At 39.1% G+C, this 25,983-nt stretch carries 26 protein-coding genes and 1 tRNA gene; 13 read left to right on the forward strand and 14 right to left on the reverse strand.

What is annotated here, in order from left to right; all coding sequences use genetic code 11:
* Nucleotides 1–27: 27 nt before the first annotated feature.
* Together H7U19_RS08245 and H7U19_RS08250 are read right to left on the reverse strand one after the other, a co-directional pair.
* Nucleotides 28–1,758, reverse strand: a complete 1,731-nt coding sequence (locus tag H7U19_RS08245) for a RagB/SusD family nutrient uptake outer membrane protein (protein ID WP_186561200.1) — start codon at nt 1,756–1,758, stop codon at nt 28–30.
* A gap of 71 nt (nt 1,759–1,829) precedes the next feature.
* Nucleotides 1,830–1,903 (reverse strand) — tRNA-Ala (locus tag H7U19_RS08250).
* A 708-nt stretch (nt 1,904–2,611) separates the two neighbouring features.
* On the opposite strand from H7U19_RS08250, the gene H7U19_RS08255 reads away from it, so the two are divergent.
* The 7 genes from H7U19_RS08255 (at nt 2,612) to H7U19_RS08285 (ending at nt 8,254) form a co-directional block, all read left to right on the forward strand.
* Nucleotides 2,612–4,210 (forward strand): phytoene desaturase family protein, encoded by a 1,599-nt coding sequence (locus tag H7U19_RS08255; protein ID WP_186561202.1) that lies wholly within the window; start codon nt 2,612–2,614, stop codon nt 4,208–4,210.
* Nucleotides 4,211–4,440: 230 nt separating this feature from the next.
* Nucleotides 4,441–4,941 carry a GNAT family N-acetyltransferase gene (locus H7U19_RS08260; protein ID WP_186561204.1) on the forward strand — a complete coding sequence of 167 codons (501 nt, stop codon included), beginning with the start codon at nt 4,441–4,443 and terminating at the stop codon, nt 4,939–4,941.
* The gene (locus tag H7U19_RS08265) at nt 4,938–6,272 is read left to right on the forward strand and encodes an MATE family efflux transporter (RefSeq protein ID WP_186561206.1); all 1,335 of its coding nucleotides are present in this window, start codon (nt 4,938–4,940) and stop codon (nt 6,270–6,272) included. Before H7U19_RS08260 ends, H7U19_RS08265 begins: the two co-directional genes overlap by 4 nt.
* A 9-nt stretch (nt 6,273–6,281) precedes the next feature.
* On the forward strand, nt 6,282–6,446 hold the full coding sequence (locus tag H7U19_RS08270; RefSeq protein ID WP_186561207.1) for a hypothetical protein: 165 nt from the start codon (nt 6,282–6,284) through the stop codon (nt 6,444–6,446).
* 128 nt (nt 6,447–6,574) lie between these two features.
* Nucleotides 6,575–7,027 (forward strand): 6-pyruvoyl trahydropterin synthase family protein, encoded by a 453-nt coding sequence (locus H7U19_RS08275; protein WP_186561209.1) that lies wholly within the window; start codon nt 6,575–6,577, stop codon nt 7,025–7,027.
* A 249-nt stretch (nt 7,028–7,276) separates the two neighbouring features.
* Nucleotides 7,277–7,423 carry a hypothetical protein gene (locus H7U19_RS08280; RefSeq protein ID WP_186561210.1) on the forward strand — a complete coding sequence of 49 codons (147 nt, stop codon included), beginning with the start codon at nt 7,277–7,279 and terminating at the stop codon, nt 7,421–7,423.
* Nucleotides 7,424–7,492: 69 nt separating this feature from the next.
* A complete protein-coding gene (locus H7U19_RS08285; RefSeq protein WP_186561212.1) occupies nt 7,493–8,254 on the forward strand; it encodes a UDP-2,3-diacylglucosamine diphosphatase in 762 nt (253 codons plus the stop codon).
* 233 nt (nt 8,255–8,487) lie between these two features.
* On the opposite strand, the gene H7U19_RS08290 is transcribed toward H7U19_RS08285, so the two are convergent.
* From H7U19_RS08290 to H7U19_RS08300, 3 genes are all read right to left on the reverse strand, one after another.
* Nucleotides 8,488–9,753: an MFS transporter gene (locus H7U19_RS08290; RefSeq protein ID WP_186561214.1), complete on the reverse strand. Its 1,266-nt coding sequence runs from the start codon at nt 9,751–9,753 to the stop codon at nt 8,488–8,490.
* Between the two features lie 2 nt (nt 9,754–9,755).
* Nucleotides 9,756–11,447: a single-stranded-DNA-specific exonuclease RecJ gene (recJ, locus tag H7U19_RS08295; RefSeq protein WP_186561216.1), complete on the reverse strand. Its 1,692-nt coding sequence runs from the start codon at nt 11,445–11,447 to the stop codon at nt 9,756–9,758.
* Between the two features lie 75 nt (nt 11,448–11,522).
* A complete protein-coding gene (locus tag H7U19_RS08300) occupies nt 11,523–11,951 on the reverse strand; it encodes an OsmC family protein (protein ID WP_186561218.1) in 429 nt (142 codons plus the stop codon).
* A 59-nt stretch (nt 11,952–12,010) separates the two neighbouring features.
* Between H7U19_RS08300 and H7U19_RS08305 the strand changes: the two genes are divergently transcribed.
* Nucleotides 12,011–12,601 (forward strand): carboxymuconolactone decarboxylase family protein, encoded by a 591-nt coding sequence (locus H7U19_RS08305; RefSeq protein WP_186561227.1) that lies wholly within the window; start codon nt 12,011–12,013, stop codon nt 12,599–12,601.
* Nucleotides 12,602–12,941: 340 nt separating this feature from the next.
* On the opposite strand, the gene H7U19_RS08310 is transcribed toward H7U19_RS08305, so the two are convergent.
* The 3 genes from H7U19_RS08310 to H7U19_RS08320 all read right to left on the reverse strand — a co-directional run bounded on the left by H7U19_RS08310 (nt 12,942) and on the right by H7U19_RS08320 (nt 14,889).
* Complete coding sequence (locus tag H7U19_RS08310; RefSeq protein ID WP_186561229.1) at nt 12,942–13,511, reverse strand: uracil-DNA glycosylase family protein; 570 nt, start codon at nt 13,509–13,511, stop codon at nt 12,942–12,944.
* A gap of 69 nt (nt 13,512–13,580) precedes the next feature.
* Entirely contained in the window at nt 13,581–14,252 is a 672-nt protein-coding gene (gene rsmI / locus H7U19_RS08315) for a 16S rRNA (cytidine(1402)-2'-O)-methyltransferase (protein ID WP_186561231.1), read from the reverse strand.
* 7 nt (nt 14,253–14,259) lie between these two features.
* Nucleotides 14,260–14,889, reverse strand: coding sequence for a TetR/AcrR family transcriptional regulator (locus H7U19_RS08320; RefSeq protein ID WP_186561233.1), 630 nt, complete (start codon nt 14,887–14,889; stop codon nt 14,260–14,262).
* Between the two features lie 88 nt (nt 14,890–14,977).
* Between H7U19_RS08320 and H7U19_RS08325 the strand changes: the two genes are divergently transcribed.
* Nucleotides 14,978–15,463 (forward strand): DUF2867 domain-containing protein, encoded by a 486-nt coding sequence (locus H7U19_RS08325; RefSeq protein WP_186561235.1) that lies wholly within the window; start codon nt 14,978–14,980, stop codon nt 15,461–15,463.
* 18 nt (nt 15,464–15,481) lie between these two features.
* Here H7U19_RS08325 and H7U19_RS08330 read toward each other — a convergent pair whose 3' ends face one another.
* Nucleotides 15,482–16,243 carry a hypothetical protein gene (locus H7U19_RS08330; protein ID WP_186561237.1) on the reverse strand — a complete coding sequence of 254 codons (762 nt, stop codon included), beginning with the start codon at nt 16,241–16,243 and terminating at the stop codon, nt 15,482–15,484.
* Between the two features lie 109 nt (nt 16,244–16,352).
* On the opposite strand from H7U19_RS08330, the gene H7U19_RS08335 reads away from it, so the two are divergent.
* Together H7U19_RS08335 and alr are read left to right on the forward strand one after the other, a co-directional pair.
* Nucleotides 16,353–17,000 (forward strand): thymidine kinase, encoded by a 648-nt coding sequence (locus H7U19_RS08335; protein ID WP_186561239.1) that lies wholly within the window; start codon nt 16,353–16,355, stop codon nt 16,998–17,000.
* Complete coding sequence (alr, locus tag H7U19_RS08340; RefSeq protein WP_186561241.1) at nt 16,993–18,108, forward strand: alanine racemase; 1,116 nt, start codon at nt 16,993–16,995, stop codon at nt 18,106–18,108. The genes H7U19_RS08335 and alr overlap by 8 nt, the downstream gene beginning before the upstream one ends.
* Before the next feature lie 496 nt (nt 18,109–18,604).
* Here the strand turns inward: alr and H7U19_RS08345 are convergent, their stop codons facing one another.
* The 5 genes from H7U19_RS08345 to H7U19_RS08365 form a co-directional block, all read right to left on the reverse strand.
* Complete coding sequence (locus H7U19_RS08345; protein WP_186561243.1) at nt 18,605–19,153, reverse strand: CopD family protein; 549 nt, start codon at nt 19,151–19,153, stop codon at nt 18,605–18,607.
* 4 nt (nt 19,154–19,157) lie between these two features.
* A complete protein-coding gene (locus H7U19_RS08350) occupies nt 19,158–20,525 on the reverse strand; it encodes an MATE family efflux transporter (RefSeq protein WP_186561244.1) in 1,368 nt (455 codons plus the stop codon).
* Nucleotides 20,525–21,565 (reverse strand): ferrochelatase, encoded by a 1,041-nt coding sequence (gene hemH, locus H7U19_RS08355; RefSeq protein WP_186561246.1) that lies wholly within the window; start codon nt 21,563–21,565, stop codon nt 20,525–20,527. Before hemH ends, H7U19_RS08350 begins: the two co-directional genes overlap by 1 nt.
* 268 nt (nt 21,566–21,833) lie before the next feature.
* Nucleotides 21,834–21,977, reverse strand: a complete 144-nt coding sequence (locus tag H7U19_RS08360; RefSeq protein ID WP_186561248.1) for a hypothetical protein — start codon at nt 21,975–21,977, stop codon at nt 21,834–21,836.
* 59 nt (nt 21,978–22,036) lie between these two features.
* Complete coding sequence (locus H7U19_RS08365) at nt 22,037–22,933, reverse strand: helix-turn-helix transcriptional regulator (RefSeq protein WP_186561250.1); 897 nt, start codon at nt 22,931–22,933, stop codon at nt 22,037–22,039.
* 191 nt (nt 22,934–23,124) lie between these two features.
* Between H7U19_RS08365 and hemA the strand changes: the two genes are divergently transcribed.
* Nucleotides 23,125–24,387, forward strand: coding sequence for a glutamyl-tRNA reductase (gene hemA, locus H7U19_RS08370; RefSeq protein ID WP_186561252.1), 1,263 nt, complete (start codon nt 23,125–23,127; stop codon nt 24,385–24,387).
* On the forward strand, nt 24,380–25,957 hold the full coding sequence (gene hemC, locus H7U19_RS08375; RefSeq protein WP_186561261.1) for a hydroxymethylbilane synthase: 1,578 nt from the start codon (nt 24,380–24,382) through the stop codon (nt 25,955–25,957). The genes hemA and hemC overlap by 8 nt, the downstream gene beginning before the upstream one ends.
* The last annotated feature ends 26 nt before the right edge of the window (nt 25,958–25,983 follow it).

Genomic DNA, 25,983 nt, shown 5'->3' on the forward strand with positions numbered 1-25,983 from the left:
CAACTCCGTCTTAATTCAAAAAAAAAATTAGTACCCAGGATTTTGCACCACTCCAGGGTTTAGGCTTATCTCGGATTGTGGAATTGGAAAGATATATTTATGGGATTGATAGTTTTTAGTATTCTGAGGATTGTTTGTATTGAAATCCTCAATCACACTTTCTAATTTTTGTGTCCTTATTAAATCGTCCTTTCTATGGCCTTCATAGCAAAGTTCCAACCGCCTTTCCTCAAGTATAGCTTCCAAGAATTGTTGTTGATTCAACCCTAAAGGTAAGTCCTCATCTGAGTTGCCAAAAGCACGCCCTCTAACTTGATTAATGGCACTGTAAGCCTTAGTTGTAGGTCCATTCAATGCGTTTTCAGCCTCTGCAATCATTAATAACACATCTGCATATCTTAAATACGGCAAATAAAATGATTCTCCATTTTGATAATTCTCGCTAAACTTATTCGGTCTCCAATCCGCACTATTTTGCGCATTATTAGATGTACCATTTTGAATGGTGAAAGATGCAATATTTTCAAAAAACCTAATATCGGAAGTGTTCAATGGAAAGGCTATTGGAATCATTACATCATCTGGATTTTCAAAGTAGCTTTTGACAAAATCATCCGTCAGAAAATAAAAATCCCTTTCGGTTGCACCCACAGGCCCCCAATGGAACCAGTCCCAAGCTTCCATATTCGGATCTTCCTGCAAAATAAAATCAATGGCAAAAATAATCTCATTATTCGAACCAAAGTTTTCGGCTAAAAAATTGTTTTTATACGCCGGCTCAAGTGCAAATAGACCATCGAGTTTTGCAAATTGCTCCAATGCCTTCGCATATTTATCGCTCTGCAACAGCGGAAATCCAGCCATTTGTAAATACACTTTGCCTAGCAAAGCATTAGCCGCTGATTTTGATGCTTTGGTTTTTGGGTTTGAATCATCTAGAGTATTTGCCACAAAAATTAAATCTTCTTCAATTTGCTCATACACTTTTAATGGGTCTTGGGTATGGTTCATTTCAGAAATATCTGTTGACGTAGCCAAAACTGGGTTTCCAAAAAGCTTTACTAAATTGAAATATGCAAGAGCCTTTACAAACTTAAAATGTGCTTTGGCTATATTTTCATCCGTATTTAGTTGACTGGTAAATTCCGAATTTTCAATCGCTTCAATACCAATATTCGTGAGCCTTATCACTTTGTAGTGATTCTCCCAAATATCATTTATCACAACATCTCCCGGGTTGAATTCGTATTTGTCTAAGTTGGTATTTCTGAAATTAAACTGTGGATTTGGTGTTAGAATATCGGCTCCAATATCTCCCCATAAGGACGCATAACCGTTAGCGCTAAAAATATCATCGTAAACTAGACTTAAATAGACGACCTCTATCAACTTATCGATATCCACGTCAATTGGAGTTACAACAGCGGGGCCTTCGTATAATATAGTTTCAGTAGTGGTTTGGCCTTGCTCAACAACTATGGTTTGTTTAATAAGAATTTGACTAAACGGAAGCTTTATCGAAATTTCATAATCACCCACACCTATATTTTCAAAATAGGCAACACCCTCACTATTCGTAATTTCTTCCCTTGAAATTGAATTTATCGATACAATTGCGTCAAAAATTGGGTCAAAATTCTCTTTAATAAGAACTGTTATTTGAACATTTCCTGTTTGGGCTTGAGGCGGTTCATTATCTTTTGAACATCCAAATAAAAATACGGCCAGTAAAAGAAATAAACAGGTTGTTAACTTCATGGGAAAATGTCTTTCAATACTACAAATAAAGAAAAAATCTGACAAACTAACTTTGTCAGATTTTAAAAAAGTGGAGAAGATCGGATTCGAACCGACGACCTCTTGACTGCCAGTCAAGCGCTCTAGCCAACTGAGCTACATCCCCATTGAATTTGTTTCTAGTATGCGGAGGTGTTTACAAACCTTTTGCAACAAATTAGGTTATGTTGCATTTACCTGCATATTGATGCAAATGTATGGATTTAGGCGCAAAAACCCATCATCTTCTTAAGTTCAATCAATATAATTAAAGACTTACTTATCAACTTTGATGGGTTCAAATCTTTTATGAGTTTATCTGCTATAAATAATACCCTAAAATAACCTCAATACATTTTTATCAAGCTATGGATAATTATTTTACCCTTTATGCCTTTATCTTTTTGCCAATATTAATAGTAACACCATTGAAAACTCCCTTTTCCTTCATATGAAATGTAATTTCTCCTAGGAAACTAATTGGGAAAAAAGATATTTCATATCCTGGTAGTAATTCAAAATTCTTCTTTCCCATACCATTACCAAAAAAACGCTTTCCTTCTCTCCTGAAAGAAAATACCAGATTGGATTTATCTTTTACTGCATAATTACCTGAAAAGCTTCCTCAAATTAGCACAAACAAAATACTTATAAAAATTTCGACATTAAATCCATTAGACATCTTACTTCAAAATATAAAAGATTATTTTAGAGCCAAACTTTTGCGACTCCAAAAATTCAATTTCATCATAAAAAGAGATTCAAAATTACAATTTCCAAAGATGAGAAGAAACCCTGCGGTAGTTATAGACAATAGAATACTAATAAACGCTTGATGGTTAAAAAAAACTACGAACCATTTTCTGAAAATATTGATTTTTCCATTTATGATTATATTGTTATAGGTTCAGGTATTGGCGGATTAACAGCTGCCTCTTGGTTAGCTAAAGCTGGTAAAAAAGTTGCTGTATTGGAGCGCCATTATGTTCCAGGTGGCTTTACACATAGTTTTAAAAGAAAACAAGGTTTTCAGTGGGATGTTGGTGTTCATTATGTTGGAAATTTGGACAAAAGCGAGCCGTTACTTGGAATGTTTAATCTTATTACTGATGGAAAATTGGAGTGGGAGTATATAGGAGGGGTCTACGATGTAGTGTATATTGGAAATAAAAAATACGAATTTAGAGCTGGTAAAGAAAATTTTCTCAAACAACTTGTTGCCTATTTTCCGGATGAAGAACAAGCAATTAAAAGTTATTTAAAGCTTATCACTAAAGCAAACAAACGTGGTGCATTATACTTTTTTGAAAAAGTGTTTGAACCATGGCTAAGCAAATCTTTAGGTTGGATAATTAGAAAACGTTATGCAAAGTACTCACAAAAAACCACATGGGACGTTTTAAGTAAACTTACAGAAAACAAGCTACTAATTGCTGTACTATGTGGTCAATGTGGTAATTATGGACTTTCACCTAAGTACAGTAGTTTTGCAGCGCATGCCATGGTTATTTCTCATTTTATGGAAGGGGGATATTATCCAATAGGAGGAGCTGACCAAATTAGCAGTAAAATTATAGATGTTTTAACTAAATTAGGAAGTAAGGTTTTTATTAATGCAAATGTGCAAGAAGTTATAACAGAGCATAACAAAGTAACGGGGATTAAAGTTGATAATACTGTTATAGATTGTACCAATGTGATTAGTAATGTAGGGGTAAACAATACATTTAATCACTTACTTTCTAAAAAGGCTAAACAATATTGTAAATTCAACATAAAAGATGTAAAACCTTCAACAGGACATATTTGTTTATACATTGGACTTGATAAATCTAGCGCTGAATTAAATTTACCAAAACATAATGTTTGGTATTATGCCCATGAAAACACAGATGAATTAATTGAAAAAACGACTCTTTCGGATGCTCCGAATAATTTCGCATATATTTCATTTCCATCGGCTAAAGACCCAGAGTGGGATATTAAAAATGACCAAAAAGCAACGATTCAGGCCATATCCGTAGGTCATTATGATTGGTTTTCTAAATATGAAAACCAGCCTTGGATGAAACGTGAAGCGTCTTACAAAAAACTGAAAGCAGATTTTGAAACCACTATGCTTAACAAACTTTATCATTTATTTCCACAACTTAAGGGCCATGTTATTGTAACCGAAGTTTCTACTCCACTCTCTACTAAGCATTTTTCAAACTATGAGCATGGCGAGATTTATGGCTTAGAACATACTCCTAACAGATTTAAGCTTCCTTTTTTAAGACCAAAAACACGCATAAAGGGATTGAGATTGGTTGGGCAAGATATTACTTTAGTAGGTGTTTCTGGAGCGATGCTTTCGGGGATATTATGCGCCACAACCATATTGAAAATGAAATCTAGGCTTTTGTTCAAAGAAGCAAGCAACTTACGGGATTAATTGAATAAGGTTTTTATTCTTCTTATCGTGAAGGATATCAGATTCTAGCCGCCGCCCTCTTGACTGCCAGTCAAGCGCTCTAGCCAAATGAGCTACATCCCCGTCAGTTATGAATATGTAGTATTTTCAATGTACATACTAATAAATATTTACGCAGAAAAGTGTGCAACAAAAATATTCTTCATATCAAAAAATTTACAATAAATTTGGGGCAAAAGTAATACATTTTAATGATTCGAATTGCAGTACAGCCCGACATTGATCACATTTTAGAGACGACCAAAGCATGCACTGCACACTTGATTTCGCAGCACATTTTCCAGTGGAATGAAAGCTATCCAAACGGCAAAGCCTTTGAAAAAGACATCGAGCGCAACACCTGTTATGTTTTTGAGGTTGAAAAAAGAATCATTGGCTGTGTCACGATATCAACTTTTATGGATGAAGTCTATCTCCCTATAAAATGGCTCACTCCAAATCAAAACAATATTTACATCCATCGCTTGGCGGTTCATCCCCAATTCCAAGGCAAAGGCTACGCCCAGCAATTGATGTATTTTGCAGAACAATTTGCCATAGACAATAGTTATACATCCATAAGATTAGATACATTTTCACAGAACAAAAGAAACCAAAAGTTTTACGAACTTCGTGGCTATAAAAAATTGGAGGATGTTTACTTTCCAAAACAAAGCGAGCACCCCTTTTATTGTTACGAACTTGTCCTGTGAGCACTAGTATCACTCTAAAACAAATCAACAAACTCGCTATTCCAGCATTGATTTCAGGTATATCGGAACCTATTTTGTCGATTACTGACACTGCCATTGTGGGCAACATTGAAACCAACGCAGTGGAATCTTTGGCAGCTGTTGGCATAGTTGGCACCTTTCTGTCCATGCTTATTTGGATATTGGGCCAAACCCGCAGTGCCATTTCAGCCATCGTTTCCCAGTACTTGGGTGCAGATAACTTAAATGCCGTTAAAAACCTACCGGCGCAGGCTATTTTTATCATCACCTCGCTAAGCTTTATTATAATAGCTGTTACTTATCCATTCGCCTATCAAATTTTTAAGCTCTACAATGCCTCTGATCTCATACTGGACAACAGCGTTTTGTACTATAAGATTCGGGTATTTGGTTTTCCGTTCACCTTATTCACCATTGCCGTTTTCGGAACGTTTAGAGGGTTGCAAAACACCTATCACCCAATGATTATTGCCATTATTGGGGCGGTAACCAATATAATTTTGGACTTTGTTTTGGTTTACGGCATTAAAGGATTTATTGAACCCATGAATATAGAGGGTGCCGCCTACGCAAGTGTTATTGCCCAAATCATTATGGCCGTGTGTTCCGCCTATTTCCTATTGAAAAAAACAAGTATTCCGCTTATACCAACCTTCCCGTTTAATAAGGAAATATGGCGCTTCATTATTATGATTGTGAATCTGTTTATCAGGACACTGGCCCTCAATATCACCCTATATTTTGCCACTAGCTTTGCCACTGGGTATGGCAAAAACTACATCGCCGCCTATACTATCGCCATCAATCTGTGGTTTTTGGGTGCATTTATTATCGATGGCTATTCCGGGGCAGGCAACATTATGTCCGGGAAACTGTTCGGTGCAAAAAATTACAGGGATTTAGTAAATCTCAACAAAAAGCTAATTAGGATAGGACTCATGGTCGGCCTCGTTCTCACTTTGGTTGGCTTCATTACTTATAGGCCCATTGGTATCCTTTTCACCAAAGAACCTGAAGTTTTAGAACGCTTTTACAACGTATTTTGGATAGTGCTTATCATGCAACCCGTCTGCGCCATCGCCTTTATTTTTGATGGTGTTTTTAAAGGACTTGGTAAAATGGCAACCCTCCGAAATGTACTATTGCTGTCCACGTTTTTAGTATTTATCCCCATACTTTACGGTTTGGATTATGCAGATTTAAAACTTGACGGCATCTTTATCGCACTCACATTTTGGATGATAGCCCGTGCCTTCCCCTTGCTTATCATTTTCCGAAAACAGTTTAATCCACTCGCCAAAAACAATTAACTTTGCATCATGATTTTTGGCCTACAACAAATCCCCGACATTGAAGAAAAACTAAAAAACGCCCCCGACAGTGGTTACGAAATCGGGGTACTCATCGGTGCCATGTTGCCCGTGGCAGTCCTTATCGGCATCGCTTATTTAATTTATTATTATAACAAAAAACGCCAAGAATAACCCATGGATATTCTCAACTTTTTAGGAGGCAACGGCCTCTTTTTGCTCCTCGCCCTCGTATTAATCATCGTTTATATTGTCAATCGAAAACGCAGAAGATAGTATCTTTGCCTATCAATATTTCGCAAATGAGCAACATCCGCATCACCAAACAATTTTCCTTTGAGACCGGCCACGCCCTTTGGGGCTATGACGGCAAGTGCAAAAACGTTCACGGCCACAGCTATCGCCTCGATGTTACGGTTATTGGCAAACCCATCTCCGACACCAGCAACGTAAAATACGGGATGGTCATCGACTTTGGTGACCTGAAAAAAATCGTAAAAGAGGAAATCGTAAATGTGTTCGACCACGCTACGGTGTTCAACCAAAACACCCCGCATGTTGAACTGGCAAGAGAACTCGAATCCCGAGGACACAATATTTTACTGGTCGATTACCAGCCCACCAGCGAAATGATGGTCATCGATTTTGCCAAAAAAATTAAAGCGCGCCTCCCCGAAAATATCAAACTACACTCCCTAAAACTCCAGGAAACCGCCACCAGTTTTGCAGAGTGGTTTGCTTATGATCAAAATTAATGTTTTGGGCGCTACCCCAAGGGTCGGGCTTTCACTGCTCACTCTCTCCCGATAGCTATCGGGAGAGGAGCTCAAACATTCAGCCTGCGCTGAGCGCAGTCGAAGCGTTCAATCCCTAGCGCAACCCACCCCTAGCCCCTCCAAGGAGGGGAACACCACTCTGTCCCAACAAACACAGGCAAAAAAGAAACCAACGGAAAGTAAAGTCCTAAGTTCCGACATAGTCGGAATCATCAATCTGCAGAAATAATGAGTCATGGAATTGAGGTGCAAAACGAAGTTTCAGGCACGGAATTCCAAAAACGAATGGTGCCTTGGCAATTTCCCCAGATTGATATGATTTTGGCTTGGTTTATCCTGAGCGTAGTCGAAGGGTTTTGCATCAAGGCAAAATGAACATATCAATGAAAATGAGATTCCTTCCCGATAGCTATCGGGATTCGCAGGAATATGTATATTTACACCATGCAAATACCCAAAGGCAAAAAGATATATTTCGCATCGGACAACCACTTGGGTGCCCCAACACGGGAGGCCTCTCTGCCCCGAGAAAAACAATTCGTGGCTTGGCTGGATGAGGTCAAAAAAGATGCTGCAGTAATTTTCCTTTTAGGCGATTTGTTCGACTTTTGGATGGAATACCGGAGAGTCGTACCAAAAGGCTTTACACGAACTTTGGGCAAACTGGCCGAAATTTCAGATTCAGGCATCCCCATCCACTATTTTGTGGGCAATCACGATTTGTGGATGGACGGCTATTTTGAAGAAGAGCTCAACATTCCCGTGTACCACAAACCCAAGGAATTCACCTTTAACAACAAAACCTTTTTTATTGGCCACGGCGACGGGTTGGGCCCAGGCGACAAAGGCTATAAGCGCATGAAAAAGGTATTTACAAACCCCCTTTGCAAATGGCTGTTTAAACGTTTGTTGCACCCAGATTTTGGTATGCGCCTAGGGCATTACATGTCCGTAAAAAACAAATTGATTTCTGGGGATGAGGATGCCAAATTCTTGGGCGAGGACAATGAATGGCTCGTACAATACTGCCTACGAAAACTGGAAGACAAGCATCGTGACTACTTCATATTCGGCCACAGACACCTTCCCTTGGATATAGATTTAGGTCAGAATTCCAAATACATCAATCTCGGCGATTGGATCCACTATTTTACCTATGGGGTTTTTGATGGTGAGACTTTGGAGTTGAGGGAGTATAAAATTTAGACAAGAAAATTGTGGACAAAGACAGCTATAGAGGGATTTTAAGATCTTTTTTAAATTTTGCTTTTGCTCTTGGAATCGTATGTTTTGGCTTTGGACTTTTAACTTTTGTTTTGTTCTTGCTGTTTGATTTTCAGAATCTCAAAGCTGAAAAAACAATAAATGTATTTATTTTTTTAAGTGTTATTCTAATCATTTCATTTTTAATGAAGTATCTAAGAAATAAAGTTTGAAACTTACCCAACCTCACTAGCCTCAATATCCTCTCTCAAATCCAACTCCCTTAACACTGGATTTTTAACCCCAATTACAAATACCGTCAACAAGGTCATTGAGCCTCCAAAAATCACTGCCCCGACCGGCCCAATAAGTTTCGCCGCCAATCCGCTTTCAAAAGCACCCAATTCATTGGATGATCCCACAAACATGGAATTAACAGATGATACACGACCACGCATATCATCGGGAGTTTTCAATTGTAAAATCGTTTGACGAATCACCATAGAAATACCATCGGCTGCACCACTGATAAACAGCATCAATACACTTACCCAAAAGATATTGGACAGCCCAAAACCGATAATACTCAGTCCAAAAATAAATACGGCGATCAGCATTTTTTTTCCGGTATTTCTACTTATCGGAATGTATGTTGTGGCAAACATCGTTAAAATACTTCCCATGGAAATTGATGCATTCATAATTCCGAAACCTTCACTGCCAACCTCTAAAACATCTTGGGCAAACACCGACAAAATAGCAACCGTACCCCCAAACAGCACAGCAATCATATCCAAGGTCAAAGCACCCAAAATGGCCTTGTTTTGAAATACAAAGCGCACCCCAACCTTTAAGCTTTCTTTTACTGGCTCACCAATTTTCGTATTCAAAATAGGTTTCTTCTTGATAAAAAATACCAAACAAAAGGACACAACAACCAAAAAAAACACAACGCACAACGTTGCAGCAACTCCAATCCAACTAATAGCAAACCCACCAAAAAGCGCTCCTAAAACGGCGGCGGTTTTCCAAGTACTAGTACTCCAAGTGGCGGCATTGGGATATATTTTCTTTGGGACAATTAGCGCTACCAATGAAAAGATAATTGGTCCAAAAAAGGATCGCAAAAACCCTCCAAAAAACACCAATGCGTATATGCCGTACAAAATATTTCGGGTGGACCAGTCGCCTACAATTTTATCAGAAGTCAGTAAAAATAGGCCCAAGCTAATCAGAGAAAAGGCCGCAATACAAATGGCGAACAAATTTCGTTTTTCTTTTTGGTCCACAATATGCCCAGCGAAGAGTGCCATCGTAAATGCCGGGATGATTTCCATCAAGCCAATAATTCCAAGAGATAGCGGATCTTTTGTCAAGCTATACACCTGCCATTCAATCACAATAAATTGCATGGACCATCCAAATACCAAAAACAGACGCAACACTAAAAAAATGTTGAATTCCTTTATGCGAAGTGCGGCGTAAGGGTCAGTTTTTGGCATGGCTAAGGTTTAATATCCCGAAGTTTCAATTGCAACGATACATTCCCTCTCCATTCATTTTCATCAATAGAATACACCGCCTTGAATGGTTTTTTATATGAAATCAAATCGAACTTGTCTCCCATTCCAAAACCGATACCCACAAAACTGTCCGAATCTGGTTGTGATGCCGTAAATCTTAAATGCGTTTTATCTGCGCCAACACATTTGCCGTTGCCGGTATCCTTAAGGTTTTCAGTCATAAACACAGGCGTCATATTACTCGGGCCATAGGGTGCAAACTGTTTAAGAATTCTGTAAAACTTGGGTGTAATATCTTTTAATTCAATTTGCTTATCAATTTTGATTTCTGGGGTCAATAAATTCCTGTCAATTGTTTTGGACACCACATCCTCAAAGGCCTTTTTAAAAGCTTCGTAATTTTTTTCCTTAAGCGTTAAACCTGCTGCATATTTGTGTCCTCCGAACTGTTCAATATATTCACTACAGGCTTCCAAAGCATTGTACACGTCAAAATCCCTCACAGAGCGTGCCGACGCCGAAAGCTTCCCGCCACTTTTTGTAAACACCAAAGTGGGGCGATAGTAGGTTTCCGTCAAACGGGAAGCCACAATGCCTATGACCCCTTTGTGCCAATCTTCTCCGTAAACCACCGTAGTTATTCGGTCTTGCTCATTAAGTTCTACAATTTGCTGTAATGCTGCCTCTGTAATCTCTTTATCCGTAGCACGTCTTTCCAAATTGTAAGCATCGATGGCCACGGCGTGTTCCTTGGCTTCCTCGTATTCCTCATCCGCTAAAAGCGCCACGGCAAAATTTCCGTGCTCCATGCGACCTGCGGCATTGATTCTTGGCGCAATGATAAAAACCACATCCGTTATGGTCAATTCCTGCTTTTCAACTTGGTCGATAATAGCCTTTATGCCCGGTCGTGGATTAGTATTGATGACGTGCAGTCCGAAATAGGCCAACACCCTATTTTCCCCATCAATAGGTACGATATCCGCCCCAATGGCCGTGGCCACCAAATCCAGGTATTGAATTAAATCCTCTGCAGTTTCCCCATCCTTTTGAGCTAACGCCTGGATTAATTTAAACCCAACACCACAACCGCATAATTCTTTATACGGATATTCGCAATCCTCGCGTTTTGGATCCAAAACCGCCTCTGCCTCCGGAATCTTTTCACCAGGTCTGTGATGGTCACAAATGATAAAATCGATGCCCAAGGATTTTGCATAGGCCACTTTATCGATGGCTTTGATACCGCAATCCAAAGCAATAATCAAAGTAAAATCGTTTTCCAGCGCAAAATGGATGCCTTTTTTGGATACGCCGTAGCCCTCATCATAGCGATTGGGAATATATGTGTAAACCAACTGATGTTTTGTTTTTAGGTAGGTGGACATCAAGGCAACTGCTGTAGTTCCATCCACGTCGTAGTCGCCATACACCAAAATATTTTCCTTGTTTGCAATTGCTTTTTCGATGCGTTCCACTGCCTTATCCATATCTTTCATCAGAAATGGGTCGTGCAAATGACTTAAGCTCGGTCGGAAAAATGCCTTAGCTTCATCGTAAGTTTCAATCCCACGTTGCACCAAAAGGTCTGCAATGGTTTCATCCACATGAAGTACTTCTTGCAGATGTTTTACTTTGTTTTGGTCAGGTTTGGGTTTTAGCGTCCAGCGCATCTAAAAAGTTTTGAGTTAAAAGTGCCTAAAGTGAAAAAATCAATCGAACTCTAAAGACTTGAGGCACTTGCAATTTTATGCACTTTGGTTATGAAAAAAGGTCTTAACATCAACCTCAGCAAACTGACGGAACATTTCCATGACACCACAATATTTTTCAACTGACAGGTCCACAGCCCGCTGTAATTTCTTTTCGTGAAGATTGTTACCATAAAAGTGAAAATGCATGGCTACCCTATCGTAATATTTTGGATGTTCGTCAGTTAAATTCGCATCAATTTCAATAGTGAAGTCGTCTACATCCAATTTCATTTTTTTGATCAAAGCCGCAACATCCAGCCCTGAACAACCTGCCAAGCCTGATAACATTAAAGCTTTAGGTCGATAGCCTTCGCCTTTACCGCCGTTATCTTCACCTGCATCAATAAACAAATTATGCCCTGATGGATTAGTACTTTCAAACCGCATTTCGCCTAACCATTTAGTAGAAACTTTAACCCCCATTCTTCTAATAATTTTTTTGTTAATTGTAGTGTTCAAAAATACTATTTAAAAACCAAAATATGCCTTTAGTACCGCCATTATCTCCCGAGCACGACTTAGAAACCAAAGAACTTGCCGAATTCTTCAACGAAACCTTGGGATTTTGCCCAAATTCGGTGTTGACCATGCAACGCCGTCCAGCAATAAGCAAAGCTTTTATCAATTTGAACAAAGCGGTAATGGCCAATGAGGGACGCGTTACCTCAGCCCTAAAACGCATGATTGCATGGGTAAGTAGTAATGCCACAGGTTGTCGTTATTGCCAGGCGCATGCCATTCGAGCTGCAGAACGTTATGGGGCCGAACAAGAGCAACTGGACAATATTTGGGAATACAGAACCCATCCAGCATTCAGTGAGGCCGAACGCGCCGCTTTAGATTTTAGTTTGGCCGCTTCGCAAGTACCAAATGCTGTTGATGAAAACATTAAAAATCGTTTATACGAACATTGGAATGAAGGTGAAATCGTAGAAATGCTCGGCGTGATTTCCTTATTTGGGTATCTAAACCGCTGGAACGATTCCATGGGCACTTCTATTGAAGATGGTGCTGTAGAAAGTGGGGAGCAGTATTTGGGGAAACATGGATGGGAAAAAGGAAAACACATTTAGATTTACGAATTACGGTTTTCTGTCATTCCTGCGGAGGCAGGAATCTAGATTTTTGGAACGCTTCGCTAATAGATAAATTAGACTTCAACCTTCTCAGAAATGGGGGTCTTTAATTGGATAAATAATTAAAACTCTCATTATCAATACTATAAGGTAAAAAATTTCATGTCTTAAACCGAACCACAATTCCAAGCTATATTTCCATTTTTAAATCTTTCAAATATGAAAAAACTAAAATGGGAAGGTAGCCTTTTACAAAAGTTCTTTAAGAATATACTACCTATTATAAAAGGCTCTTTGGATGTGGCAAAAGTATTAAAAGACATATTCTGGACATAAACTAAAGTAGTTCTTTAACTTTCAGTCTCAACTCCGGCAACACCTCAACCTCAAACCAAGGGTTCTTACTCAACCAAAACCGATTTCGCGGTGATGGATGCGGTAAGGGCAAATATTCTGGCAAATACGCTTTATAGTTTCTTACGGTTTCCGTTAACGTCTTTTTCGCTTGCTTTCCTAAATAGTAGTTTTGGGCGTACATTCCAATTAAAAGCACTAACTCTACATTTTTAAAATTTTCAAATAATGGTTTGTGCCACTGCGGAGCACATTCTGGCCTTGGCGGTAAATCACCGGATGTTCCTTTTCCCGGATAGCAAAACCCCATGGGAATTATAGCAAATTTCGTTTCATCATAAAAATCTTTATCAGACACATTTAACCACTTTCTCAATTGCTTCCCAGAGGCGTCGTCCCAAGGAATTCCCGAGGCATGTACTTTTGTGCCTGGGGCTTGACCTATAATGACGATTTTGGAATTGGGGTGCGCAGATACCACTGGACGTGGGCCTAAAGGCAAATGCTCTTGGCAAATGGTGCATTGTTGTATGTTTTGTAAAAGGTTTTTCATTTAATGTGATGAGATTCGGAAACAACCCCTTCGACTGCGCTCAGGGTGACATCCTAAGGATGACACAAACTATTTCTTTCCGCCAACCACAATCACTATTTCCCCCTTGGGTGGCTTTTTTGAATAATATTCCAATACCTCCTTAGCAGAACCTCGAACGGTTTCCTCATATAGTTTAGTAAGTTCCCTTGAGACGGAAACGGGTCGGTCTTCCCCAAAATAGTCGCAAAAATGGCCCAAAGTCTTCACCAATTTATGCGGACTTTCATAAAAAATCATGGTTCGGGTTTCTTCGGATAGCAGATTCATCCGTGTTTGACGCCCTTTTTTTACCGGCAAAAAGCCTTCATATACAAACTTATCATTGGGCAAGCCCGAATTGATCAACGCCGGAACAAAGGCCGTCGCTCCAGGCAAACACTCCACTTTAATATCATTTTCGATACAGGCACGCGACAATAAAAACCCGGGGTCTGAAATGGCAGGCGTTCCAGCATCGCTAATTAAAGCTATTGAGGTACCAGCTTTTAATTTTTGCAAAATTCCCTCTACCGTTTTATGCTCGTTGTGCATATGGTGGGACTTCATGGGTGTGGTAATCTCAAAATGCTTTAGCAATTTCCCCGAAGTACGGGTATCTTCTGCTAGAATTAAATCTACTGTTTTTAAAACTTCAACCGCTCTAAACGTTATGTCTTTTAAATTCCCTATTGGTGTTGGTACTATAAAGAGTTTACTCATTGAAGTTTTAATCTAAATTAGGTAAAGATACAGACTTATAAAGTTCTTGCCCTTTTAAAGTTAAATAAGGGAATATGGATTGATTAATGGTTTCTGAATATTCATTAACAGATGCTTTTGTGACTTTTCCCTTTTCTACAACTACTGAAGACATCCAAAAATCACTTAAAATCTGAAAACGTTTAAAAAGATTATTGTATTCATCTGAAAATAAAGGCTTTCGGATAAGTCCCTTATCAATCAGTATTTCAATCATACCTAAAAATTCCGTTTCTCTTTGTTTGATCAACTTTTGATAATGGATTTTAATTTTTTTGTGCGCTCGCATAATCAAAACAAAATCCAATAAGAAAAAATGATATTTATAAAACGTAAGCATGATGCTTCGAGTAGTAAGAAAAACTCCCTCCAAAGGGTTGTTAGGTTTTATGCTATTTGCAATAGCCTCGTTGACACCTTCAACAATTTCAAAATACAGTGCTTCAACGATATCTTCACGCCTTTTAAAATGATAGTTTAAATTCCCTTGACTAATCCCAATTGTTTGTGCTATGGTTCTGAGAGTAACCTTTGCCATGCCCTGTGAATTAAATAAATCTAAAGCTGTTAATAGAATTTTATCCTTGGTTTTTCCCATTTTTCAAATATATTGAATTTAGTAAACTTGACCTAATTAATAAAAAATTAGTACATTTGACCTAATTTTAAATTAAAAGAAAGTTTTGATGGTAATAAAAACCGAACACTGCCCCGACACAGCCGGCATTAAACAATCGTTTTCGCAAATAGATTTTACAGATACATTTTCAACTACAAATCACACAGATTCCTTAGATACAATAGCGCATCTAATTTTTGGAAGCATGCCCAAATGGGTTGAATTTTTAATGGGTTTGCGCAATGCGATAGTTAAAGTATTTGGATTAAAAACCGAAATGGATAAAAACTTTAGTCCAAATTTCAAACCTGGCGAAAAAATGGGATTCATTAAAATTATTAGTGTTGAAGACAATGAGATTATGCTTGGGGCCGATGACAAACATTTAGACTTTAGAGTGAGTGTTTTCAATTCAGAAGAAAACCAAAATAACATTAAAGTAACCACTTTGGTTAAATACAATAATTTATTTGGAAAGATTTACATGGCTATAATTAGACCGTTTCACGTAATTATTGTGAAACAAATGGTAAAGCGAGCCTATAAGCAATGAATGAAAAAAGTAACTTTTTTAACTAAACTTAGCTTCTATAATTTGCATCAATCGCTCTTCCAACTCTTCTTTGCCCTCCCAATTGTTGTAGTCAGGCTTGACCATAGCTTCTAGAAATCTCGTAGCATCTTCAAAAGATTGCGTCGTGTTCAATTGGGAAATCACGCGGTCGTAATCAGCACTGTTTCCATCAAAAAGGTGCTTGATAAAGGCTATCTTGTCATTCAGTCCAATGTTGAGCCCACCTCTTTTTATGCTGTCGTTTAGGGATTTTTTTTCTTGTCCTTTTTGCTGTTGTGTTTTTGAAACAGGCTCAAAAACCGGCATATCTTTAAACCCTGAAGTCAACTCCTCCAAATCATTTTTATGGTACTTGTCCTTTGCGACGACAGATTCAATAATTTCGTCCACTTCTTCTTGAGATACTTGAGCTTCTTCGGCTTCGGGCATTAGCTCCACCATATCCCGAATCTTGTTCATCACGGGCTCGGAAATCTCGTCGTCCTCAACATCGTCCAGGTTGATGTAGATTTTATCTTCAACTTCAATATTGTCGCTTATCTTTTTATTGAAGGCCGAATCAATCATGCCATAAAATGAGGAATCTTCACTAATTACAGGTAGTTCATCATCAATATTTTCATAGGCAAATTTTAATACCGATAGTTTTTCATAAAGCACACGGGTCTCATCGTGCAACCTGTTCACGTCCCCCCTTCCCTTCAATTTTAGAATTCTATGGGCAATGCTCATCAGCTCGGATTCCAACTTCTTCTTCATCACTTTATAATTTTGAAAATTAATGTGCTTTACACTTTTGATTTTAATAAATTTACGCCACCTTTATACAAAACGGGCGATGCCGTCGATTTAGTGTTAAAATTACAAAATGTTTCTCGAAAATACTGTAAATCATAAAGAACAATTTGGATGGATTGAAGTCATCTGCGGTTCAATGTTTTCAGGAAAAACCGAGGAATTGATACGCCGTTTGAAACGCGCACAAATTGCAAGGCAAAAGGTAGAGATTTTTAAACCAGCTATTGATGTGCGTTATGATGAGGACAAAGTGGTGTCCCATGACGCAAATGAAATTCGTTCCACACCAGTACCCGCCGCCGCAAATATTCCAATTCTTGCAGATGGATGTGACGTTGTAGGCATTGACGAAGCACAGTTTTTTGATGATGAAATCGTTCGGGTGTGCAACGATTTGGCCAATAAGGGCGTCCGCGTTATTGTTGCCGGACTGGATATGGACTACAAGGGCAATCCATTTGGCCCCATGCCCAACCTAATGGCTACCGCTGAATACGTGACCAAAGTGCATGCGGTTTGCGTGAGAACAGGCAATTTGGCTCAATATAGTTACCGCAAAGCGAATAGCGACAATATTGTGCTTTTAGGCGAAGAGGAAGAGTACGAACCGTTGAGCAGGGCGGCCTATTATAAATCCATGATGCGCGATAAAATTAGACATATGAAGGTGAAAGATGCCGAAGAAGTGACTCCTAAACAAAAGAAATCCGATGCCTAAAGCGCAAGAAACCGTTCTTGAAATTGACCTGAACGCCTTAAAACACAATTTTAAGTATTTAAAATCCAAACTTCAAAACGGCACTAAATTTTTAGCAGTGGTTAAGGCATTTGCCTATGGAAATGATGCCGAGGAAATTGCCAAATATCTTCAGGATTTGGAAGTAGATTATTTAGCTGTGGCCTATGCAAATGAGGGCGTGGCACTTCGAAAAGCGGGAATTACTACTCCGATTTTAGTACTGCACACCCTAGCTGTCAACTGCGATATCATTATTGAAAATTGTTTGGAACCCAATTTGTATAATGCCAAGATTTTAAATGAGTTTATCGCTGTTGCCACAGAAAAGCAACAAAAGGATTATCCCGTTCATATCAAATTTAATACTGGGTTGAACCGTTTGGGTTTTTGGGAGAATGATGTGGATTATGTGGTTGACAAATTAAAGGAAACATCTACCGTTAAAGTGAAATCCATTTTTTCCCATTTAGCCGCAAGTGAGGATTTGAATGAAAAAGCATTCACTTTGGGTCAGATTGAAAATTTTAAGGCAATTGCTGAAAATTTCTCCCAACAAATTGGGTACCAACCTTGGATGCATACCTGCAATACTTCAGGGATTTTAAATTATCCAGAGGCGCACTTTGATATGGTGCGCTCGGGTATTGGACTTTACGGTTTTGGGAATTCTGAAAAGGAAAGTGCTCATTTAAAACCAATCGCGAGCTTGAAAACCGTGATTTCCCAGATTCACAACATTGAAAAAGGCGAATCGGTGGGCTACAACAGGGCTTTTAAAAGTGAAGCGCTATTTACGAAAACCGCTACTTTGCCGATTGGACATGCGGATGGCATCAGTAGGGTTTATGGAAACGGCAAGGGATTTGTGACTATTAAAGGCCAGAGAGCGCCCATTATCGGTAATACATGCATGGACATGATAATGGTCAATATCACGGATATAGATTGTAAGGAGGGAGATGAAGTTATCGTTTTTGATGAGAAAACAACTTCGGCGGAAACCTTAGCTGAAAGTGCTGGCACTATCTCTTATGAATTGATTACTTCTATTTCGCAACGGGTGAAACGAATCATAAAGAGTCCCTAAGCCCCACCTAACCTCCCCAAAGGGGAGGGACTGACAAACACGTAATATTCTTAAATACTCCTAGTAGTAAAATATGAAATGAAAAACTTTAAGTATTGGAATAATTATCTGCTTATTGGGGTATTTGTTCTCTTTTTAAATAAGTTTATAGATGATTCATACGGGTTATTAAAATGGATTCTTCTATTTATTGGTTTGGGTTTATCCATATATGGATTAATTCTTTTCTTCAGAGAAAAGCGCAAAGATAAAATTGACTGATTCAAAAAACATCGACTTTGGCTGATAGGTGCGTAAGGGATTGAACGGCCTGTTTGAAATCCTTTTTTAAAGCAGTTATGGTTTAAGTCTGTGCAGAACATAAATTTTTGAGATTGCCACAGTCGTTCCTCCTTCGCAATGACGCTTTAAAAAAGATTGAGTAGTGAAAGCCCGACCCGAGGACGGTTGTTTCACAAAACGTTCTGAGGTGGCATCGAGGGTAACGCCCAAATAATTAGGCTTCAGGATTTTTGTCGCGAATACGTTTATAGATTTTATAGCCCAGCATAATTAATATGCCCAAAACCACCATGCCTATGAGGCCCCAAACCCAGTTGATGGCACTTTTTAGAATGACCAAAAACACCACGGCGAAGAGGATAAACGTGGCGCCCTCGTTCCAAAGGCGCATAAAACTTGAGGTTTTCTTTACCACATCGTTTTGCAATTGTTTGAAATACTGATGGGTTTTTAAGTGATAAATGAACAGTAAGAGCACAAAGGTTAATTTGACGTGCATCCAGGCTTGCTCCAACCAAAACGGCTGCAAAATGAGCAACCAAATGGCGAAAATGGTGGATAATATTGCCGAGGGCCAAGTGATGATATACCAGAGGCGTTTGGCCATAAGCTTCAATTGCTTGCCCAAAATTTCCTTTTCGGGCGAGGGTTTATGAAATGCCTCTATTTGATACACAAAAAGCCGTGGAATGTAGAACAGCCCCGCAAACCAAGTGATCACAAAAATGAGGTGAAAGGCTTTGATGTAGTGGTAGTATTCCATAAAACTATGTGGTTTCCAGTGCTTCGGTTTCGGGTTTCAAGTTCTTAATAATTTCTCTATTTAGAAAATATCCGGTAACGATTGTGGCCAAAATATCGGCAATGGGAAAGGCAACCCAAACGCCTAATTCGCCCATGAATTTTGGTAAAATCAAAATCAAAGGAATAAAGAAAAAACCTTGCCGTGTAAGGGTTAGCAGTAATGCTGGAATAGCTTTCCCTATGGCCTGAAAATAGGCGGCACCGATTAACTGCAATGCAATAATTGGGGTGGCAGCGAATACCCAGCGCATGGCGGAGGGGGTTTCTTCAACCACTTGGGCATCCGTGGTAAACAGTTTTGTAATAGGTTCTGGGAAAATCATCAGTAGGACAAAAACCAAAGTTGCCAACCCGGCCGCATACTTGATGGCGGTATAGATGGACTGCTTTACCCGTTCCTTTTGATTGGCGCCATAATTAAAGCCTGCTATAGGCAAAAATCCTTGGGTAATACCATACACAGGAAATAGGGCGAACATGAGCATTCTACCGACAATAGCGTAGGCGGTGACTGAGGTTTCACCACCCAAATCGAACAAAATATTATTCATAAACAGATAGGTGATACTCACTACGGCCTGTCTCGCCAGCGTTACAAAACCCAATGCGCCAATTTCTGAAACTATCGGTTTATTTAAACCGAAGTGGCATTTGGCAATTTTTAATTCGGAATTTGGGGACATAAAAAACCACAGAATAAAAGCAAAGCACAGCAAATACGAACCCGTTGTGGCCCAAGCCGCACCGGTCATTCCCATATCCAATACGTTGATTAAGATATAATCCAACAACAAGTTGCTTACGGATGGAATCATCATGGCGTACATAGCAAATTTTGGCTTGCCTTCTGCCCGAATCACCGTATTTCCCATCATGCAAAGCGCTAAAAAGGGTACGCCGTACAATACGATGGTATAGTAAATTTTGGCGGGTTCAAAAATGTTGCCTTTCCCCCCGAATGCAGGAATGATAGCGTCCACAAACCACAGTCCAACTGTGACCAAAGAGACAGTAAGCAATAGCGTTAAGGTAATTTGATTTCCGAAAGTTTTCAGTGCTTTTCTAGGATTTTCAGCTCCCAAAGCTCTCGAAATAATGGACGATCCGCCAATGCCAATCGCCATGCCCAAGGCCGCAATAAAAAATGAAACAGGCAATACTACATTAATAGCCGCAATAGCCGTAGCTCCAATCCAATTTCCCACAAAAATGGTGTCCACCAAAATATTGAGGGACATGACTAAAATACCGATGGACGCAGGCACAGCCTGTTTTATCAAAAGCTTGCCGATAGGCTGTGTCCCTAAATCTTGTGAGGAAATTTTAGCCATTAAACTGTTGCCGAGGTTTCAGCGGTTGCCCATTCGTTAGCCATATTTGCTATAACTTGTGCAAAATCATCGCGTTCGTTCAAACACGGGATAACGGTAAACTCCTTCCCACCAACTTCATGAAAAATCTCTTCGCCTTCCATGGCAATTTCTTCAAGTGTTTCTAAACAATCACTAACGAATGCCGGTGTTACAATAGCCATTTTTTTAATACCTGCTTTACCCATGCGTTCAATGGTGCGGTCTGTATAGGGCTGCAACCATGGATCAAAACCCAACCTGGATTGAAACGTCGTAGAATATGTACCGTTTTTTAAACCTAACTTCTTCGCTACATTTACTGTCGTTATCTCACATTGATGACGGTAGCAAAATTCGTGTTGTTTACTCCCTTTTTTGAAGCAACATTTGCCATCCATTTTGCAGTTGCCGTTGGTAATATCACTTTTGCGAATATGCCGTTCAGGAACCCCGTGGTAGCTAAATAGAATATGCTCATAATCTAGTCCATCCAGTGATTCTGCAATACTTTTTGAAAGCACATTGATATAATCCTGCCTGTGATAAAAGGCTGGCGTTCGGGTAATTTTTACCTGAGGAAAGTGCTCGGCAACCAATTCGTCCACTTTTACATCTATCGTTTCCGTAGTTGCCATAGCAAACTGCGGATACAGCGGTACCGTTTTTATTTCTGTGCACCCTTTATCCACCAATTCCTGGAGGCCTTTTTTAATGGTCATACTTCCGTATCGCATGGCCAGTGCCACAGGATAGTCCAGTTTTTCCTGCACTTTTTCCTGCAATCGTTCAGAAAGCACAATTAAAGGCGAACCTTCCTCCCACCAAATCTTTTGATAGGCTTTTGCAGATGCTTTAGGTCGCGTATTTAATATAATACCTTTAACTAGCAAGGTTCTTGCCCAAAGGGGCACATCGATAACCCGTTCATCCATTAAAAATTCGCCTAAATATTTTTTGACATCCTTGGGTTTCGGGCTGTCCGGTGAACCCAAATTAACTAGTAGAATTCCTTTTTGCATAGTATACTTTTCGTTTTGCAAAAATACGATAGAAATTTAAAATGGCTTCTTACTGGCCACAAAATACTACTGGAACATTAGGACTTCTATAGCGTTTAAGGGTATTACTCAAATTAAGGGCAAAATCATAATAATGGCACAACCTGTAACATTTGCGCCATAAAGAACCATAGCACTTTTATGGTGAACGATTTTATTCCAAAATCAAGGAATACACCATAGATTTACCGACGCGTAAGCACAATGTGCAAAATTACCTCTAACAGATTTAGCTCTGTTTGTGGTACAAAACAGGACGGTTTCCAGACGGATTGCAATCCTGAAAAATACCGCATGAGGTGTTTAATTTTGCTAAAGATTTAGTTTGTACGTGCTTGGATAAGGCTTCAATTTCCGGGGTTAGAAATTTCATGATTTCAACGTTTTGGGGTTAAACATTTGTCTAATATAAACAAAAATGCTTACAAATCGTTAAGCCATGGACATAATGTATTTTTTTGGCGTTGTACCGTATTTCTTTTTGAAAGCCGCGATAAAGTGACTGGAGGTACTGTATCCCACTTTATGCCCAACCTCATTAACATTGTGTTCACCTGACTCCAATAGCTTTCGAGCTACTTCCATTTTGTAATCAAATAAAAAGCTGAATACCGAATCCCCATAAATTTGCTTAAACCCTTCTTTCAATTTTTTAATGTTCAATCCAATCTCGTCAGCTAGTTCCTGTAAACTTGGAGGTTCAGCCATTCGGGAGACCACAATATCCTTAGCTTTCCTGATTTTGATAACATTGGCCTCATCTACCAAAAACGGACATTGCTCAATATCGGCGTCTTCGCTTCGGTTAAAATACAAACTCAATAGTTCGTAGGCTTTTCCTTTGAAGTATAATTGCTTAATCGAAGTATTCAAATTAAAATTGATAAGCTGGTTCAAAACGATAGCCATCGATGGAGAAATAACACCATCTTTATAATACTTTTTATCCTTGTTTTCAGAATTTAAAAATGAAATATAATCGGCCTCTTGTGAAAAAAGGCTATGGAATTTCTTTATGGAAATCAAAATGGAAACAATCCAAGAATTTGGTTCTACTTGAAGGTCAATGGGTAGTTCTCGTTGCGGATTATAAAGCAACAACGAGTTTTCTTCGTGAATGTCCAATGCATAACGCCCTTGGTTGAACACAAACTTTGTCCCTCCCTTGATACAAAAGTGAAATTGGATAAAACTGCTATCTATTTCTTTTGCAACACTTTTAACGATACTTTCGTCATTTTTAAAAGTCAAAATCAAAAAGCCATCATCAACTTTCGTTTCCTCAAAAGTACTTCTAGCGATACTTTTTATTTTGTTTTTTCCGTCCATTTTTTAATTTTATTTAGAATAGTTCTAAATTAAAGGCTTCAAAACTGCCAAATACACTACAAAAATATGACATTTATCATATTTTATTTGCAAATCACTGTAAAAAACCACAAACGATATTAAAAGTTCTTTCAGCGTTATTTTTTTTTTATCATTCCAATTACATTTGTTTCGCAATTTCAGGTAGAGTAATGCACAAATACAATATTAGCAAGAGCAGTTCCTTTTACGCCATCGGTTTAAGTTACAAAAAAGCCGATGCCGATATACGCGGTCGTTTTAGTTTGGACGATGAGTCTAAGCATACTTTATTGCAGGAAGCCAAGGACAACGGTATTGAAAGCTTGATTGTGACTTCCACTTGTAACCGGACCGAAATTTATGGTTTTGCCCAACACCCTTTTCAATTGATAGAATTGCTTTGCGACAATACCAATGGCACTGTTGAGGAGTTTCGCGACGTGGCTTATGTTTACAAAAATAAGGAGGCCATTGCACACATGTTTCGGGTAGGCTCAGGTTTGGACAGTCAGATATTGGGCGATTTTGAAATTATCAGTCAGTTGAAAGGGAGCAGTAAGCTATCACGGAAGTATGGTTTACTGAATCATTTTTCCGAGCGTTTGGTGAATGCTGTGATTCAAGCAAGCAAACGTATCAAAACCGAAACCAATATTTCCTCAGGGGCCACATCGGTATCCTTTGCCTCTGTTCAGTATATTTTCAGAAATGTGGAGGACGTATCAAACAAGGATATTTTGTTGTTTGGTACGGGTAAAATTGGTAGAAATACCTGTGAAAACTTAGTAAAACATACCGAAAACGAACATATCACTCTAATAAACCGCACCAAGGATAAAGCGGAGCAAATCGCCGGAAAGTTCAATTTGGTGGTTAAGGATTATGCCAATTTACAGGAGGAAATCAGTACTTCCGATATTTTAATTGTGGCAACGGGGGCACATCGCCCAACGATAGACAAGCACATCATTCAAACGAAAAAACCACTTTTGATTTTGGACCTTTCCATTCCAAAGAACGTCAACGAAAATGTTCAGGAATTGGCAAATGTGTCTTTAGTGCATTTAGACCATTTATCCAAAATTACGGATGAAACTTTAGAAAACCGAAAGGCCGATATTCCGCTGGCCGAAGCCATTATTGAGGAGGTTAAAGCCGAGTTTAATAGCTGGTTGGAAACCCGAAAATTTGCACCCACCATCAAAGCCTTAAAGCATAAATTGACGGATTTTGCCACTGCGGAATTGGATACCCAACGTAAAAAAAATGCCAATTTCAACGAAGCCCAAGCTGAATTGATCAGCACCAAAATCATTCAAAAAATTACCAATCATTTTGCGCATCATTTAAAGGATGATGATGTTTCTACAGATGATAGCCTGGAACTGATTAAAAAAGTGTTCCAGTTAGAACCTACCCCAAAAAATGTCTAAAACCATCCGAATTGGTACACGCGATAGTGAATTGGCGTTGTGGCAGGCCAATATTGTTAAAACTCAGCTTGAAAATTTAGGCCATCAAACGGAACTCGTTCCCGTAAAATCCACAGGCGATCTGGTTTTGGACAAACCACTTTATGAACTTGGTATCACAGGAATATTTACGCGCACTTTGGATATTGCGATGTTAAATCACGACATTGATATTGCAGTACACTCACTGAAAGATGTGCCAACAATTTTGCCAAAAGGCATTGTACAGGCCGCGGTTTTGAAACGTGGCAATGTTAACGACACCCTTGTTTTTAAGAACAACGAAGAATTCCTTGGAGCCAAAGATGCGGTGATTGCCACTGGCAGTTTACGAAGAAAAGCCCAATGGCTGAACCGTTATCCTACGCATACCATTGAGGATCTACGTGGTAATGTGAATTCGCGTTTGCAAAAACTTGCGGATAACGACCACTGGAACGGTGCCATTTTTGCCGCTGCAGGAATCGGCAGGATTGGTATCCGTCCAGAGGAAGCTATAAATCTGGATTGGATGGTTCCCGCTCCGGCTCAAGGTGCTATTATGATTACTGCGCTTGCAGAGGACAACTTCGTTCTGGAAGCCTGCGCCGAACTCAATCACGAGGAAACTGAAATTTGTACCACCATCGAGCGTAAATTTTTAAATCGATTGGAGGGTGGTTGCACTGCCCCGATTGGTGCTTTGGTACGAATAAAGGATGAAGAAGTTCTCTTTAAAGGTGTGCTATTAAGCAAGGATGGTTCAAAAAAAATACAGGTAGAGCGCACCGAAAAATTAGGCAAACATGAAGACTTGGCTGTTTTCTGTGCCGACTATATTATTGAACGTGGCGGCAAGCGTTTAATGGATGAGATTAAGTTCACCAACAAGGCGACCAATGTGGTTTCCACTAAAACCTTGAGCGAGGACCAATTAAAATTATTTCATGAAAAGGTGGTCGCCAAAAGTGATGATTTTATCAAAATAAGTTTGAACCGAATCCGTCCACAAATTTTTAAATCTGAGATTGAAAACGTTATCATCACCAGTAAAAATGCAGTGGAAGCGTTGATTACAAACTATTCGGCAGTTGAGCTACAATTTAAAAACATATACTGTGTTGGCCGCAGAACTAAACGCCTTGTTGAGAATAAAATTGGCAAGGTGAAATATGCCGCTAAAAACGCAAAAGCATTGGCCGAATATTTAGTGGAGTACATTGAAGGCACAGCGGTTACCTATTTTTGTAGCGATATCCGATTGGATGCATTGCCTACGATTTTAAGCGAAAACCATATTACGGTAAACGAAGTGGAGGCCTACCAAACTAAATATGATGGTTTTGAAGTGGAAAGTTCAATTGAAGGGGTAATGTTTTACAGCCCTTCAACTGTAGAGAGTTTTACAAGAAAAAACAAAAACGAAGTAATCGCCTTTTGTATTGGGGAAACTACAGCAAAAGAGGCTCGACGCCATTTTAAAGATGTGAGAGTTGCTAAAGTTCCAACTGTGGAGAGCGTGATTGAGTTGGTGAATCAGCATTATATATAGTGCTTGTCATTCCTGCGAAGGCAGGA

Source organism: Hyunsoonleella aquatilis (genome assembly GCF_014270105.1).
In the GTDB taxonomy this organism is placed as follows: domain Bacteria; phylum Bacteroidota; class Bacteroidia; order Flavobacteriales; family Flavobacteriaceae; genus Jejuia; species Jejuia aquatilis.